The following is a 13989-nucleotide window of genomic DNA, read 5'->3' on the forward strand; positions in this document are numbered from 1 at the left end:
TGCCGGATTATGTTCCCGTGCATGTTGCCGTTTAGCCGCAGCTCCCGTAATCGCGCCGTCTTTGCCTCTCTGGCGTGTCGTTCCGCCTCCAGCACCAGCCTGCATTCGGTCCGCCCTATCGAACTTTTAGCTTTCAACCCTTCGAAGTTTCATGACAGCCTCCGTTGGTCTGACGGGCCAAAAAACGTTGGCTTGAGAAATGGTTCCCCGCAAAATTTTCGAGCTCGATATCATTTGTTATTGCGACGGTGGGAAGCCGTGCTTGAGCGAGGAAGCCTCGGCAGGTGGTAAAAAACGTACGATAGGATTTCGGTTTTTCTCATCGTCGCTTGGCGTAAGTGCCAACTCATTCTTCGAGCACATTGTCATGGAAGATGGTGAAGGTGCCGGCCTTTCGGCATTTGAATTTGATATTCTGCGCGAGGCTTTCAGGAAGTCAGTGACCGAACTGAAAATCGCCGAGCATCATTGGCCTGAACAAGCTAGGGAGCTCTATCGCGCGATGGCCGACGGAGAGCCCGACGAGAACTTGATAGCTCGGATCATAAGCCGCTAGCTGCTGGCGGCTCATCGACCGCCGCTTCGTCCTCAGCTTCCATCTGATCGCTGACCGGCTTGGCCTTTACGCCGCCTTCCAGAGCGACACGGTCGAAACCCTGCAGCCAGGCGTCGCCCCACTCTTCCCAATACTGCGGCACGGCACGTTCTCTGCCATCCTTGCGTGCCTGCGCGCCGTACATCCAGGCGTAGCCGGCGCGCTCCTGGTCCTTCTTAGCTACCATCAGTTTCCTCCTCGCGGAAATCCTGAGTGAAGCGTGCCGTAGATCCTCCTCGCCGCGCAAGGGCTTCACGCGTCCAATGATGCCGGGCTCAACCCATTGCGTCGCCGGCCGCTTCATCCCCTTTGGCGGGGACCCGGCATGTTCCTGGACCCGTTTCCACAGGCGTTCGCGAATGGCGCGGCTGGACTTAATGAATGCCGAGCCGACATACCTCCCAGTTGCGCGATCCGCCATGAGCGCGAAGGCCGGCTTGCCCGCCTCCCTCTCAACGCCGAGAAGCTCGAGTAGCATTTCGCCTTCAGCCAGTTGGTGGACGGCCACCATCCTGAAAGTGATGGAGGACGGCGTGTCGAGCGTTTGCATTCCCTCCTACAATTTCCCCCTAGCCATCGACACACCGAAGAAAGCCAAGGCCGGGCAGAAGGTCGGGATTAGTGGTTTTGCAACTCGCGTCGATGACGAAGACGGGAAGATAAGGGTCCGGATCGATGGAGGGGGATTGGTGATGGTGGACGTCGATGCCATCGCAGATCTCTCGACGACTTCGCGGGTGAATGTTCGCGAGTAGCCGATTGAACCCGGAGACGCACGCGCAAGTTGACCTGACGGCAGACCAGTGAGCGACAGATATGAAGCTTCCGAAACCACGACAAAAAGGCCGCCGGCCGAAGCGTGGAGGACATCACGCCGTAGGAACACCCGGGCGGACTGCGGTTCCGGTTGGCTGGGCACGATCTGGAATGGACCAAGCCGCTGCTCCAAGGGAGTGCTGGGATCAACCATCACAGGCCAACGAACGGCGGAGGGGTTGGTTGCGGAGCTGGGTGGCTGCTCAAGCTATCGCTGCCGCCAGCGTGGCGAACGTCGTGAACATGATGTCCTCCATCTAGACGCGCAAGCCTTACGCCGCGCGATTTTGTCAAGATGGCCCGCGCCCCTCGGCAGAAGCGCGGACGACCAAGGAAGACTTGGTCAGCCGCTTTTACCCGGGAAGGAACGTCCCCGCCACTACTCGAATTTTGGCGCCGCTCAGATGTTCCACGGCTGCTGCCTTAGAACGACAAAACCCGCTGACGGTGTCAGCGGGTTTATATAAGCTTTCAACTGGCCGTTAGTTGGCGCCGCCGAGCTGTTTGGTCATCTTACAAAAGTTGTCGTGCTGTTTGGCGATTGCCTCATCACCACACTCCTTCATCATGCCGGCGCGGTCTTCTTCTTTCATGGCCATCCAGGCAGCTTTGAACTCCGCCTCGGATTTCATGGTCTTCATGCCGGCATCGGTGAAGAACGGCGACATTTTCGCCGGATCATCGAGCGCTGACGTCCCGGTGCTGCCGCCTGCGAGCGCCGAGCCAGTCATCATTGCAAGCGCCACAGCGCCCATGGTGAGCATCTTGAAATTCATGGAATATTCCTCCTGTTAAAGCTACTCAGATAGCAGCTTGTTCCAACAACTCCGTGCTCGATAAATTGTTTCGCCCGCGATGGCGAAAACCTAGCCGTTCAACGTCGCAAAGGCAGCGCGAGCGGTGCTGAACTGGTCGCGAGTACGCCAGGCCGCAAAGTCAAATCTTAGCGAAATGACAATCGCCGTTCTTGAAAACGGCGTTAGGAAACCGCGTCCCCACAACGTCGCGGCCATTCGCCAAGCCTTGTGAACGCCGGAATTGTCTTCGCCGTCGAAGGCATTCCATCGCTAGCCCGCCTCGAAAGAAGCCCGCCCCAGACAGTTTTGCCCCCGTCCAAGGCGGGCTATGGAAGCTGATGGAGGCAGCCTCCGACCCTGGCCCACGGGGAAACCAAGGCAGATTTAGAACTTCACCCCAGGACAAATGTTCCGGCCGTGGGATTCATTGCGTTTGGCTGGCTCTCTTGCCTCTGCTGGACTCTTTATGAATCGCATCCTCTCTTCGGGAACAGGGCGTGGACAAGTCCCGATACGACAATCGGTCAGATCAGTGGCGCAAACGTGCTGGCGCCAGGCGCCGGCTATTGGCCAACTACTGAGTGTTCCGAAGCGGCTGGTGTTCGTTATTCTCGCAGCGATGCTGGCGTACGCGACACAGTTTATCCTTCAGCATAGCAACGCCGCTCCCGATCTGGACGTATCTCGCCGGATTGGCAAATCCCCGCAGCCGATCACCGGAGTGCCCGCAATGCCAAAGTTACAGGCATATTAGCTACTGCTCAACTAAGCTGAGGTCCCTACGCCCCTCGATCGAAAGTCGGCTTCCCAGTCGAGGTTGCGCTCCCGCGACAAGGAAAGGTTCCGGTGGCGCTACCCAGCCGTATCCACACTTAGCCCTATCGTCCTTCAGAATCGCGCGTACCAGTCAGGCCCCATGAGGAATAAACTCACCGATACCGAGATGTGGAGAGCTGCTAGCGTTGCCAGAAGGGTCAACAAATACATGGTTGAGCGCCACAACATCAGGGGCGACCCCAGACCCGAGGCTCAAGCAGCGTTAGCAAGGCAGAAATGATCGACAATCGGACCATCTGAACTACGTAGGCCCGCACGCTGGAGCTGCAATTCACGATGGCGTGACGGCCAATCTCTGATCCACGGCCTGGCCCACTTTGGTAAACAACGAGGATGTCCAAGAAACGACGTCAGCGCAAATCGCGCATGATGAACTGGTACATTTGCCCGATCTCTTCATCAATCTCTTGGCCGGGAATGCCTTGGGCCTCGGCCGCCCGTTTTGCGGCCACGGCCATCTCAATCACCATCAGCACAGGGTCAATGATCGGATCGTCTGGCAGGTGATCTGATACCCAATGGTAGAGGAAATCACTCCCGCGCTTGCTCATTCTTCCCTAAAATCTTGCAGCGAGGCATGCCGCAAGTCTTCCTCGCCACGCAGATGTTTCACGCGACCGATCAGCCCTGGCTTCACCCATTGCGTCGCCAGTCGCTTCATGCCCTTCGGCGCCATCCCTGCGTGGTCTTGGACACGCTTCCATAGCCGTTCGCGCATTTCCCGGTTCAAGGTGATGAACGCCGACCCGACATAGCGCCCTGTGCCTCGCTCTGCCATCAGCGCAAAGGCCGGCTTGCCGGCCTCGCGCTCCACACCGAGCAGTTCGAATTCATCAATGGTATACGCCTTGATCTTCAGCCAGGCCGTCGAGTTGCCGCTCCGATACTTACTGTCTTTGCGCTTCGAGACCATGCCTTCGAGCCCGGCCTTATCGACCAGTTCGAAGATCGCCTTGGCATCGCCGGGCAGGGCATCGCTAAATTGGATGCGAAGGCCGGGCGGAATTATCGCGTAGAGCCCAGCTCGGCGGTCTTTGAGCGGCATATCGCGAAGATCATATCCGTTGAGGTGCAACAGATCGAAGGCCACGAAATAGAGATCGTGCTGCCGGCTGGTGATCGCCTTGCGGAGTGGACGGAAGTCGGACAGCCCAGCCTCATTCGTGACAATCACCTCGCCGTCGATGATAGCGCTTTCGACGTCGAGATCGCCGGCCGCTTTGGCGAGATCTCGGTATTTCGACGTCCAGTCGAGGCCGCGGCGGGTGAATATCCGAACGCCTTCGGAGTCGATGATGACTTGGGTGCGGTAGCCGTCGAACTTGACCTCATGAATCCAGTCGTCGCCCTCGGGTGGCTTCTCGACCAGGGTCGGCATGAGAGGGGGGACAAACGTCAAACGCATGCACAGACTCGCAAAACCGCGATTCAATTAGCATGCTCTGAATTAGTTCCGGAAGATTTTAACGAATCATTGACCGCGCTGTCCCAAAATAGGACGGCGCGGTCAAACCCCAAACCGGGCTGCGCAGGCGGCTCCGGCAAAACCCTTACCCAAGCCCGTTTGTCGGAGCCGCTCCTCACACCTCTCCTTATACCAGCAATGGTTGAATCAACGGTTACGGCAATTGCTTACCAGTGCGTTGCCGAACGCCCGTTTTTCGACCTTCTATCGTCCGGCATTTGTGCCGATTTTCTTGGCCATCGCCAGCGATTTGCTGGCAGCTTTTCACCGGTTGGGAGCAGTGAAGCGGTCGGAGTTGGCGATCTGCAACATGTTAAGTGGGTCCGAGCCGTACTTGGCGCCGAACCAGTCATCATACACAATGCGAATCGCAAATATCGCCTGCGGTTTCCAAAAGCTTTGCTGCGGATCCATGTGCGTCATCCCAAATGAGCATGACGTCTTGTCGCCGTTTTGGAGGAGCGGGATTTCCGTCGAATTGTGGAAACACGCCAGCCATCGATTTTGGTTATCGTCACTGGCACCGGCTCCAAGAGCCGCTTTGAGCCCCGCTTGATCGTAAACGATCAGGCGGATATTTGTCGCCGGAATGGATCCAGAATTCAGCACCACTAGCTTATAGGCGATCCCATTGTTCCCGCCGCTATGAGTTTTAACTGTAGCCGTTACGATAGGGCGAAACTGACGCTTCCAAAAGTAGAAGGACATACCCAGAGCAAGCAGAGATATGGCCAGCGCGGCAAGCGCTATTAAGGTGTCCAAGTCGATCTCCTTCTTGTATTTAGCCCGCCGCCTAACGGTAGCGGGCCTCTTCAAGGCGAAAGCGTACTTGTTTCTTGAGCAATCCTGGTCACCCCCTCCCCGGTCAACCATGGGCTTCTTTGAGCATTTCGCCTGAGTCGGGCCGCAGCCGATGGAGTGCAAACCGAATCCGGAATGCAAGATGGTCAAATGAGGTAGATTGCAGGCCCCGCGGGGCGATGACAGTTATGCGCAATCGCTAATATACGGAACGTTCCATGGAGATTGCCGGAACCAAATAAGGCCGATCAGACTTTTGCACTAAGCAGTCTGAGACCTTGGGTCCATATCCGTTTTAGGTAGTAGGCGCCCCTGAAAACAGGAGATTTCTTCCGCGTGGATTTGAATTGTGTCGTCGAATCCCATTGAACCGCCGTCCAGCGTAGGCGGCCTAGCGGGTCGTGTGGTGTTCTTTTGTCAATCCGGGCCTCAGCCTCCGGCGATGACCAGTTCGGTCGCTAGCCAGAAGCCGGATGCCATGAACAGGCCAACCACGATCACAAATATGAGAAGCCGCATGCGACGCCCCCGCCGTTTTGCCTGCAACGTCTTAGAGTCCGTTTCGGAATTCATGCTGAGCGTGCGATGCGCCTGACGAGGACCATAGCAGCGGCCGCGTAGAGGAACGCAGTGGCGGACCCGATTGTGGCTTCGAAATCTTTGGCAAGGCGGCGGTTGCGACCCAACCAGGCGAAGGTTCGTTCAACAACCCAGCGTCTTGGATGAACCGTGAAGCCGATTTGGCCGGTCATTTTGCGAACGATCTCCATGTCGATCGAGGTAGCATCGGCGACGCGACTAGAGTTGTAGGCACTGTCGGCAAATGCCTTGGCCACCAACGGGTGACGACGGCGGGATTGTTTGAGCAATGGCACCGCTCCGTCGCGATCTTGCATGTTGCCGGAATGCACGAGCAGCTCAAGCGCTCGGCCATCAGTGTCGACCATGGCGTGCCGCTTGCGCCCCTCACCTTCTTGCCGGCATCGTAGCCGCGCGGGCCGCCAGCTACCGTGGTTTTTATCGACTGCCTGTCGATAACGGCGGCAGAAGGTGCTTCTTCGCGTCCGTGTCGAACACGGTCGGCGAGAACGAGCATGTGATTGAAGCTTTGGAAGAAGCCCGTGTCACGCAAGGAAGCGGACCACCGATTAACTGTCTGCCAAGGCGGAAAGCCCGGGTGGCAAGCATCGCCAAGGTGCGCCGGTTCGCAGCACGAACAAGATGCCATCAAACAGGCATCGCCATGGCCAACGGCGTGGTTGCCCGGTTTTGCGATGGGCGGGAATGTGTGCAGCGACGATCGCCCATTCGGCATCGGATATGCTGCTTGGATATCGAAGTTGATCGCGGCTATATTGCCGCCGAGTGTCGCGGGTCCACATGGCTTGTCCGAGGTTGGTATCAGCAACCCCCTTGAATCAGCCGATCCCGCGATACTCAACATGGAGGTGCGCTCGCATGCTGCTTCCACCTTCCTTGTCGGCTGAGGTGCTGGAGCGATCGTTCCGCTCGGGTAATGGGGAACTTGGCGTTCTCCCCACAGATACGGAAGCGTTCCTGGCAGCCTGCGAGGCGGACCGAATCGAGGTGCTCGGCTGGGAGTTATGGCTGGTCGACCATGGCTTCGATCCTGAAAGTGGCGGCCCCAAACAAGCCGATGGATTGTGGTGCGGCCTAATCCCCACGCTTGAATATGACCTGCCCGCGGTAATCGCCGGAGCAGGCGACGCCCGCCTGACCAGAACCGATATCGCTGCCTTAAACCTAAGCGCGGTGGTCAAGCCCCAATGGCTCCGATACGCCCGGTTCAACGTCACACTCGACGTATAGTGCCTTTAGAAACGGTCTCTTAGCTGTTGAATAGTGGTTCAGCGTTTAATCATTCGGGCCACGCCCGATGCATAGCTGTCGTTCAAATTCGATCTTCATCCTTGACTAACATTTCAGCTCCGCAGCTATATTCTGGCGAAGCAAAGTATTGGTATGATCGAACATGGCCGCCAAATACGACCGCAATGCTGCACTCAACGCCTTGGGTGGCTTTTTTGGTGGGTACGGGTTCACAGCCTTAGTCTGTTTTTTTGTCCTCCTTCGCACTTGGGCGTCAGCAGCCCCGCATACGCCTGACCCATCTAGAGGTCTGATTTTCCCTCACAATGAACATGGCTGGATTACCTATTTGTCGGGTTTTCAGGCAACGAGCTCATGGCTCCTGTTTTATACGTCCATGTTCTTCGCGGCGCTGGGTTGGTACCTCCGGCCAAAACGCAACTGGGTGGTTCGTAAAACCCGGTTCTCAATCGGCTCAACTTTCGATCGGGACGACCCCCATAAACTTAGCCGATGGGGTATGCTCGCCGGAGCGTGTTCCGCCCTCGTAATCCTCGTCGTCGTCCACCACCCGTTATCGTTTGGTTGAATAGGCGGGTTTCGTTGTCGGGTTCTAGACCAAGGTCAAAACCCAATCACTCTTGAACGACGAGTTCGACCCTGAGATGTCTACGTGGGGTACCAAGCGTCAGGATTTCACCACTGGGCTTCAATAAGGCAGGCCGCGTCATCTAAAGCGGCTCATCCGGCCAGGCGAAGAGCCCGGTTGCCGATGTGTCGGCAAGCCGGTCCTCAAGGGCTTCTCTTAGGAGTGCTCACGGTCTGAAAGGCCGGGGGTCAATTTGTCCTGTTGATCGACGTAACCGCAAGGTTCGTTAGCTTGTTGTTGGTGGCTTTCTCCTGGTCGAGGATCTCGCTGAGCAACTTGTGAGCCTCGTCATGCCCAAGGTCCTTTGCCCATTCCCGCAGCGAGCCGTACCGCGATATCTCATAGTGCTCCACTGCCTGACAGGCTGCCAGCAAGCCGGAATCGAGGGCCGTTCCTGATGCTTCCTTCATCAGTCCGTCAGCTTCCTTGATGAGGCCCTCTATCGCGTCGCACTTCTCGCCAGACGCCTTCTTGCCTATCGACTTGAACACCTGCTCGAGCTTCTTGATCTGTCCCTTGGTTTCCTCTAGATGGTCCTCGGCCGCTTGCTTCAGCTTGGCGTCCTTCACGGCTGCAGCTACCTTAGGCAAGGCCTTGGTAATCGCGTTCTCCGCGTAATACATGTCCTGGAGGGTGTGCTCGAAAATATCGGCCAGAGTTCTCATTGCAATGCTCCTTGCTTGAATTGGGTCTGGACGAAAGAGGCGCAAGATGTCTGGGATCATGCGCCTCAATCTGAGTAATAATTTGCACGAATAGATTGTCGGTTCAGCGCCTGATCATTCGCGCGACGGCAATTAAAATACATGCACCGATGAAGCCTGCGACCAGATACCCAAGCCAGCCGGCCATCGATACGCCTAACAGGCTGAGGAGGAAGTTGGCGACGATGGCGCCCACGATCCCCAGAATGATGTTCATGAGTACGCCCATATTGCTCTTCATGAACATCTCGGCGAGCCAACCGGCAATACCGCCGATCACGATAGCAGCAATCCAACCAACACCTGGATTTTCCATATTTTTCCCTCTACCTGAACCGAAATTGGTTCGGCGGCAAAACGTGCGATAAACCAATAAAGTTCCTTGAGCGAATGCTGAGCTGCAATCAGGCTCGTCGGCGCCCAACTTCGACTTTACCAAGGTGGCGGCGAAGCAGCGTAATGTTGCGATTGTTGGCCTTGAAATACACGTCGAAGATCGAGCCCAGAACAGGGGTGCTTCCAACAACCGTATCAAGCAATACGTTCCCCAACATTCTGGCGACCAAGATATTTCCAGCTCCGCAGCTTCGGGCTCGCAACACGATGTAAGCCGAAACGATACCTGTCGCCGCATCTCCGAGTACGGGCACCAAGCCCACCACGGCATCCAGTCCGAAACGAATTGAGGTTCCCGGGATGCGCCAACGGGAATCAAGCAGCGCCGCCAACAAATCCAATTCGGCAACCGCGCTTGCTGCCTCGGCGTCCCGAAAGCCCAGCCCACTTATCCCAACGGCCGAGCTTGCAGGCCTCAGGGGATGTTCCTGAGATATGGCCGTCATTCTAGACATCGTTTTGCCCGGTTGGTTTGGCTTCCGTCGTATGTGGGGGCACGTCGTCGAGCAGGGTTGTCTCACCGGAGCCCTTTGTTGGCTCTGGTGGCAGTGCACCATTTGGCGTCATCTTGTTGACGGCCTCGGGCAAATCCCGGGTGATCCTGCTGATGAGTTCGTCACGCGAAAGGCCGGTCTGCATCGAGAGGGACGTCAGCGTGTCTTCGTCTATTGCCGCTTCCACGTCATTTGGTTCGATTGGCTGGTTCGGCCCAGTGCCTACCCAAGAATCTACCTTTGATCCTGCCCCCGCGCCTCTGAATCGATCCAGGATATCACCAAGCGCCGTCCCCGAAACACCTTTAGAAAGCTGATCTAGAAGCCCGCCTTGCGGGTCGTTTGGATTACGATCTCCCGCCCCACGGATCACTTCGCCAATTTTGTCGCGATTTTGGTAGGCTAGAACGCCAAGCATTGCGATCGCCAGTCTTCCCAGATTTGCCATTTGGGTACCTCCACTGTTCAAGAGGAGAAGGCCTTAACCTTGCAAAGGTTCCGCCAGCGACGATCAATCTGAGGAAGCCGACCCCGATCAGTCAACGATGCGCTGCGATGGATCGCACCAGTGGCTTACGGCGTTACGCCACGAGTTTGCTGAGCGAAGCCTGAAGCGTCTTGTTCACGCAAAGCATTGGAATCTATTTGGGATTCGAACGGGCATTGATTTGCCGGCAAAGATTCCGTTATCGTCGTCAAGTTCAAAACACCGCAACTGTGGCAAGGCCGTCACATCAGAACAACACAGCACCGCCAACGATGGCGCCACAGACGCCCGCCTTCGCTGGCTGAAAGTCTGCTTTTGGTCAGTTCACAGATGCCCCTAAACGGCAGAGATGAGGCGCAAAGCGGCCGACGCGGTTTCGAAGTTGGTTGTCTGCTTCAGCGGCACCGGCCATGAACGTTGCGCTCGCCGGGCGACAACTTTGGTACGTCAAACCAGGGTATACCCCGCCGTGCCGTAACACCCAGGGCGCCACGTGGCGTAACATCTGGGTTGACATCGACTATTTGTGACAAGGTAGCCTCGGCCTAAACCTTGAGGTGACAGGCTATGGCTCGCATTGGTTACGCCCGCGTCAGCACAATCGATCAAGATCTCCACACCCAAATTGCCAAGCTCAAGGCCGAAGGCTGCGGCATAATTCGGTCTGAGAAGATCTCAGGAGCCAGCCGGGATGGTCGAGCGGAACTCGCGACCGTCATCGAATTTCTCAGGAACGGTGACGAGCTGGTTGTCACGCGGCTTGATAGGCTTTGGTCGTAACACCCGCTGACGTACTCAATCTTATTCATGAGTGCGAACAGCGAGGGGCGTTTGTAACAGTGCTGGATCCACACGTCTCAACGCGCGGGGAAATGGGGCATTTAGTTCTGACTGTGCTTGTGCATGGTTGTCCAGATGGAGCGTCTTTTCATTAAAGCATCGACCGCCTGCGTGTCATCGAGATGCACATCGAAGGTTGGTATAACTGAAATCGCCAAAGCAATGGGCTGCTCCAGGATGCAGGTCTATCGAATTCTTCAGGTCTGCGGCGACGGGCGAAAAAGGGAGACTTCGCTCGGGTCGACCACATTGGCCAGCCACTCCCTTACCAAGGGAGTGCTCTACCACTGAGCTACCGCAGCAACGGGCGTCTGAATAACCGCTGACGCCTTTAATTGCAAGGCGTTGCGCCCCTTTTCGACATGATGCGCCAATTTGGTCTGTTGGTGCCAATTCGGCACCAAACGGGCACGACACGTCCACCAGCCTGCACCATTTGAGCGAGAGCTACACCATTGTTGTAACCCGCATGGTGCCAGGGTGGTGCGACAAAATACAGCACCGTACAGAAGTTTCTCGCACCCCCGCCCTTCACGCACTACCAGCGAAGGCTCCGCACGCGTCTTTGCCCCCTCAACGGTTCGATACGATACGGCTCAGTGGCTTTCCAACCTCTCATCTACCAAGACCACGCGTGTCAGCTAACTAAGACCGTCCTCAGCAAGCTCCATGCCGGTATGACCAGACCGCCGGGGAGACGGTGGAGGCTAATGGGTCTTGGCGCCTTCGCGTCACCGGCATGGCGCTGGCGCTAGCTTCGCTCCACCGCCTAACGGAGCGGGCTCCGGGTTGGGTACGAAGCGGTGCCAAAAACAAGCGCCTACGCCCGATTGGCTAATTGCGTGATTGCTAATATACCCATAATCATTCCGAGCGGGGGAATGCTCCCGCAGTGGCCGGTGTGGTCCGTTGCCCCCACGGTTGGAGCCCCACTGCATCGGCCATTCTCCCAGCCTGGGCACAGCCTGGCGCTTCGCAAGCAACCACCCCGCCGCTCGCTGACCTCTGCTGGTTGATCCAGCGCAAAGAGCTTGGCCTGCCCGTCTCCATTCGGGTAGCCCTTTTTGCCCTGCAAGGCGGAACTTAAAATCTAGCGTTGAGTTCGACAAGGTAGCTTCACGCGGAGTAGGCATGATCGGGATCATTCGCATCGCTGTTGTCGAAGACCATCCGCTTTTTCGCGAAGGTGTGACGCGCAGCCTATCAGAGATCGGGGGCTTCGAGATTGTCGATGAAGGGGCGACGGCGCAGGATGCAGAGCGCATCGCGTCTACGGTGCGACCCCACATATTACTGCTGGACATCTCGCTGCCGGGCGGAGGCCTGGCCGTGGTTGAGAGCATCCTTGCCGACCATCCCGCCCAGAAGATCGTCATGCTGACCGTTTCAGAGAGCAATGCCGATGTGACCAGAGCCCTGAATGCCGGGGTGCGCGGCTATGTTCTAAAAGGTGTCGGGTCGCGGGCTCTTGCCGAAATCCTCCGCAATGCTGCGGCTGGAGAGCGTTATCTTACGCCCACCCTGTCGGCGCGGCTTTCCGATATTCAAAACTCATCACCTGCGAACAGCGTGGCGGACCGGATGCGGCAACTCACCGAACGGCAAAAGGAAATCCTGAGGCTGGTGGCTCAAGGTCTCAGCAACAAGGAGGTCGCCCGGCACCTGAAGTTGCAGGAGAAGACAGTCAAGCACCACATGACTGGGGTTATGTTGACCCTCGGAGTCCGAAACCGCACGGAAGCGGCGCTCGTGATGAGTGAATTTGCGGCCGGCCAAACTGAAGGCCCGACGCTTCATCTCCGTGACGCGATGTCGGCGAGGTCAGCATAAATTTCGGTCCGATCTCCGTCGTGCTTCTCGATCAGGGCCAATGTTTCGACTCGCGTCATTTGCCCGAGCTTCATTAGAAATTCGAACTCGTGCTTTGGTATCGACGTCGCGAGACGGTCGAGCTTCATCTTTCGGCTTTCGCTTTTGCCACGCATTGAATGTCAGCTACCAGGTCGCGGCCGGACAAGGCCTACATTAAAATTGGGTGGCAAATCCAAGCGCGTCTTCTTAACCGCGGCTGTTTCTATGGCGTCCACGGGCAAGATAATCACCATTCGCGCCATCCGCGCGGGGAAGATTGGTTTGCCGGAAATGAAGAAGATGATTGCTAAAAGCCCTAGCAACAGAAGGATGGCGGCCACATTTGCGATCATCTCTCCAAATTGCCCACTGCTCTCCCGCACCACTTCTTCCTCCTGTCTCATTGGCGTTGGCCGATACGTTGCAACAAGGGCCTGGGCCAATCAAAACGGCTCAGCGAGGAACGATGCTGCGATCAGATCGTCGCCGGCAATCCGGCCACGACCGTCGTCCAGGATGGCAGCGACCTTTTGGAAGGTCTTTATTTCGGCGTCGGTTATGCGTGCTGCCCGCACTCTCGCCTGAAGATCGGCTAAGCGCGCCATAAGCGCATCTGTCGTCTCGACTTCAAGGTTCATCATCTTCATTGTCCAGTTGAGGGGATTGAAATGCACAGCCCGCCGCCGTGGGATGCGGCGGCGGGCAATTGGCAACTCGCTGTTCAGTCGTAGACTTTGATGATTTTGCGGGTGCTCGGATCCACCAGGACCGTGCGGTTGTCGACCACCACATAGCGGTATTTCACGTTGGGGACCTCGTGGAGTTCGACCGTGTCCGGCAGAGCCGTACCGATGTTCAGCTCGACGCCGGGTATCTTTACGGAAGCCAGCGGCTGCTTTTTCACGTACTCGCGCACGACGGTGTCCTGTTCCGGCGTGATGACAACGTCCTGTGCCGCAACTGCGCCGACGCCAGCCAAAAGCAACAGCGCCGCAGCGGCGCCGGTAAGGTGCATCTTCATGGTTTTTCTCCTCTTGTGATCAGGCGACAGCACCATCGTCTGTGCGCCAGCCACTCGAACTTCACGGCATGTCAAACGTTCCTCAGACGGGCTTCGGTCCCACCCAAGGCAGGACCAAAGTCCGGCCGCAAAACGCAATGGTCTTACCTCTTGGGACTAGGCGGAACGGCCTACGTCCATCGTAGTTGCTTCTCCAAATTCGGAGAAAGCAGATGGATAAAAGTGTTGGCCAAGCGCGCTGGTTGCTCGCACCGATTTTCGCGGCAGCCGTCACCTTTCTGGTGATGGGCATAGTCCTCGGCTGACATGTGATGGATCGGCACAGCTATGTCCCTTCCTGTGCTGATAGGACCCGCCAAGCCGCTTCCGCGGCTGGCGGGTCCTCTATTTTCACAGTGGGATGGCT

General features: G+C 57.0%; 15 protein-coding genes and 2 pseudogenes. 4 read left to right on the forward strand and 13 right to left on the reverse strand.

The features are described 5' to 3' along the window. Positions 1-262 precede the first annotated feature (262 nt). The gene (locus ASD99_RS11165; protein ID WP_156388972.1) at positions 263-556 is read left to right on the forward strand and encodes a hypothetical protein; all 294 of its coding nucleotides are present in this window, start codon (positions 263-265) and stop codon (positions 554-556) included. Here ASD99_RS11165 and ASD99_RS34645 read toward each other — a convergent pair. The 6 genes and pseudogenes from ASD99_RS34645 to ASD99_RS32090 form a co-directional block, all read right to left on the reverse strand. Beyond that, positions 543-1145 carry a hypothetical protein gene (locus tag ASD99_RS34645; RefSeq protein WP_244497697.1) on the reverse strand — a complete coding sequence of 201 codons (603 nt, stop codon included), beginning with the start codon at positions 1143-1145 and terminating at the stop codon, positions 543-545. The genes ASD99_RS11165 and ASD99_RS34645 overlap by 14 nt on opposite strands. 748 nt (positions 1146-1893) lie before the next feature. Beyond that, on the reverse strand, positions 1894-2187 hold the full coding sequence (locus ASD99_RS11180) for a hypothetical protein (protein WP_057143674.1): 294 nt from the start codon (positions 2185-2187) through the stop codon (positions 1894-1896). Between the two features lie 1208 nt (positions 2188-3395). Further along, on the reverse strand, positions 3396-3596 hold the full coding sequence (locus tag ASD99_RS11185) for a DUF768 domain-containing protein (RefSeq protein WP_057143676.1): 201 nt from the start codon (positions 3594-3596) through the stop codon (positions 3396-3398). Then, a complete protein-coding gene (locus tag ASD99_RS11190; RefSeq protein ID WP_057143680.1) occupies positions 3593-4450 on the reverse strand; it encodes an RNA ligase family protein in 858 nt (285 codons plus the stop codon). Before ASD99_RS11190 ends, ASD99_RS11185 begins: the two co-directional genes overlap by 4 nt. A 324-nt stretch (positions 4451-4774) precedes the next feature. Next, positions 4775-5272, reverse strand: a complete 498-nt coding sequence (locus ASD99_RS11195) for a hypothetical protein (protein ID WP_156388973.1) — start codon at positions 5270-5272, stop codon at positions 4775-4777. A 608-nt stretch (positions 5273-5880) separates the two neighbouring features. Continuing rightward, positions 5881-6693 (reverse strand): annotated as a pseudogene (locus tag ASD99_RS32090) (IS5 family transposase). 76 nt (positions 6694-6769) lie between these two features. Here ASD99_RS32090 and ASD99_RS11210 point away from each other — a divergent pair. Continuing rightward, the gene (locus tag ASD99_RS11210; RefSeq protein ID WP_082583236.1) at positions 6770-7141 is read left to right on the forward strand and encodes a hypothetical protein; all 372 of its coding nucleotides are present in this window, start codon (positions 6770-6772) and stop codon (positions 7139-7141) included. An 837-nt stretch (positions 7142-7978) separates the two neighbouring features. Here ASD99_RS11210 and ASD99_RS11215 read toward each other — a convergent pair. The 4 genes from ASD99_RS11215 to ASD99_RS11230 form a co-directional block, all read right to left on the reverse strand. Beyond that, positions 7979-8455, reverse strand: a complete 477-nt coding sequence (locus ASD99_RS11215) for a ferritin-like domain-containing protein (protein ID WP_057143726.1) — start codon at positions 8453-8455, stop codon at positions 7979-7981. Positions 8456-8558: 103 nt separating this feature from the next. After that, entirely contained in the window at positions 8559-8810 is a 252-nt protein-coding gene (locus tag ASD99_RS11220) for a GlsB/YeaQ/YmgE family stress response membrane protein (protein WP_023784928.1), read from the reverse strand. 88 nt (positions 8811-8898) lie between these two features. Further along, on the reverse strand, positions 8899-9336 hold the full coding sequence (locus tag ASD99_RS11225; protein WP_244497698.1) for a DUF4112 domain-containing protein: 438 nt from the start codon (positions 9334-9336) through the stop codon (positions 8899-8901). A 1-nt stretch (position 9337) separates the two neighbouring features. After that, positions 9338-9832, reverse strand: coding sequence for a YidB family protein (locus ASD99_RS11230; RefSeq protein ID WP_057143688.1), 495 nt, complete (start codon positions 9830-9832; stop codon positions 9338-9340). A 606-nt stretch (positions 9833-10438) separates the two neighbouring features. On the opposite strand from ASD99_RS11230, the pseudogene ASD99_RS11235 reads away from it, so the two are divergent. Beyond that, a pseudogene (locus ASD99_RS11235) lies at positions 10439-11002 on the forward strand (recombinase family protein). 840 nt (positions 11003-11842) lie between these two features. After that, complete coding sequence (locus ASD99_RS11240) at positions 11843-12541, forward strand: response regulator (protein WP_057143689.1); 699 nt, start codon at positions 11843-11845, stop codon at positions 12539-12541. 161 nt (positions 12542-12702) lie between these two features. Here ASD99_RS11240 and ASD99_RS11245 read toward each other — a convergent pair whose 3' ends face one another. The 3 genes from ASD99_RS11245 to ASD99_RS11255 form a co-directional block, all read right to left on the reverse strand. After that, a complete protein-coding gene (locus ASD99_RS11245) occupies positions 12703-12966 on the reverse strand; it encodes a hypothetical protein (protein ID WP_057143690.1) in 264 nt (87 codons plus the stop codon). 39 nt (positions 12967-13005) lie between these two features. After that, entirely contained in the window at positions 13006-13203 is a 198-nt protein-coding gene (locus ASD99_RS11250) for a hypothetical protein (RefSeq protein WP_057143728.1), read from the reverse strand. A gap of 80 nt (positions 13204-13283) precedes the next feature. Then, on the reverse strand, positions 13284-13583 hold the full coding sequence (locus ASD99_RS11255; RefSeq protein WP_057143729.1) for a DUF1236 domain-containing protein: 300 nt from the start codon (positions 13581-13583) through the stop codon (positions 13284-13286). Positions 13584-13989: the final 406 nt, after the last annotated feature.

This window comes from Mesorhizobium sp. Root695 (assembly GCF_001428185.1).
In the GTDB taxonomy this organism is placed as follows: Bacteria; Pseudomonadota; Alphaproteobacteria; order Rhizobiales; family Rhizobiaceae; genus Mesorhizobium.

Coding starts and splice junctions, on each gene's coding strand:
- ASD99_RS34645 (WP_244497697.1), bottom strand. CDS start 1,145: ATGCAAACGCTCGACACGCCGTCCTCCATCACTTTCAGGATGGTGGCC.
- ASD99_RS11180 (WP_057143674.1), bottom strand. CDS start 2,187: ATGAATTTCAAGATGCTCACCATGGGCGCTGTGGCGCTTGCAATGATG.
- ASD99_RS11185 (WP_057143676.1), bottom strand. CDS start 3,596: ATGAGCAAGCGCGGGAGTGATTTCCTCTACCATTGGGTATCAGATCAC.
- ASD99_RS11190 (WP_057143680.1), bottom strand. CDS start 4,450: ATGCGTTTGACGTTTGTCCCCCCTCTCATGCCGACCCTGGTCGAGAAG.
- ASD99_RS11210 (WP_082583236.1), top strand. CDS start 6,770: ATGCTGCTTCCACCTTCCTTGTCGGCTGAGGTGCTGGAGCGATCGTTC.
- ASD99_RS11215 (WP_057143726.1), bottom strand. CDS start 8,455: ATGAGAACTCTGGCCGATATTTTCGAGCACACCCTCCAGGACATGTAT.
- ASD99_RS11220 (WP_023784928.1), bottom strand. CDS start 8,810: ATGGAAAATCCAGGTGTTGGTTGGATTGCTGCTATCGTGATCGGCGGT.
- ASD99_RS11225 (WP_244497698.1), bottom strand. CDS start 9,336: ATGACGGCCATATCTCAGGAACATCCCCTGAGGCCTGCAAGCTCGGCC.
- ASD99_RS11230 (WP_057143688.1), bottom strand. CDS start 9,832: ATGGCAAATCTGGGAAGACTGGCGATCGCAATGCTTGGCGTTCTAGCC.
- ASD99_RS11240 (WP_057143689.1), top strand. CDS start 11,843: ATGATCGGGATCATTCGCATCGCTGTTGTCGAAGACCATCCGCTTTTT.
- ASD99_RS11245 (WP_057143690.1), bottom strand. CDS start 12,966: ATGAGACAGGAGGAAGAAGTGGTGCGGGAGAGCAGTGGGCAATTTGGA.
- ASD99_RS11250 (WP_057143728.1), bottom strand. CDS start 13,203: ATGATGAACCTTGAAGTCGAGACGACAGATGCGCTTATGGCGCGCTTA.
- ASD99_RS11255 (WP_057143729.1), bottom strand. CDS start 13,583: ATGAAGATGCACCTTACCGGCGCCGCTGCGGCGCTGTTGCTTTTGGCT.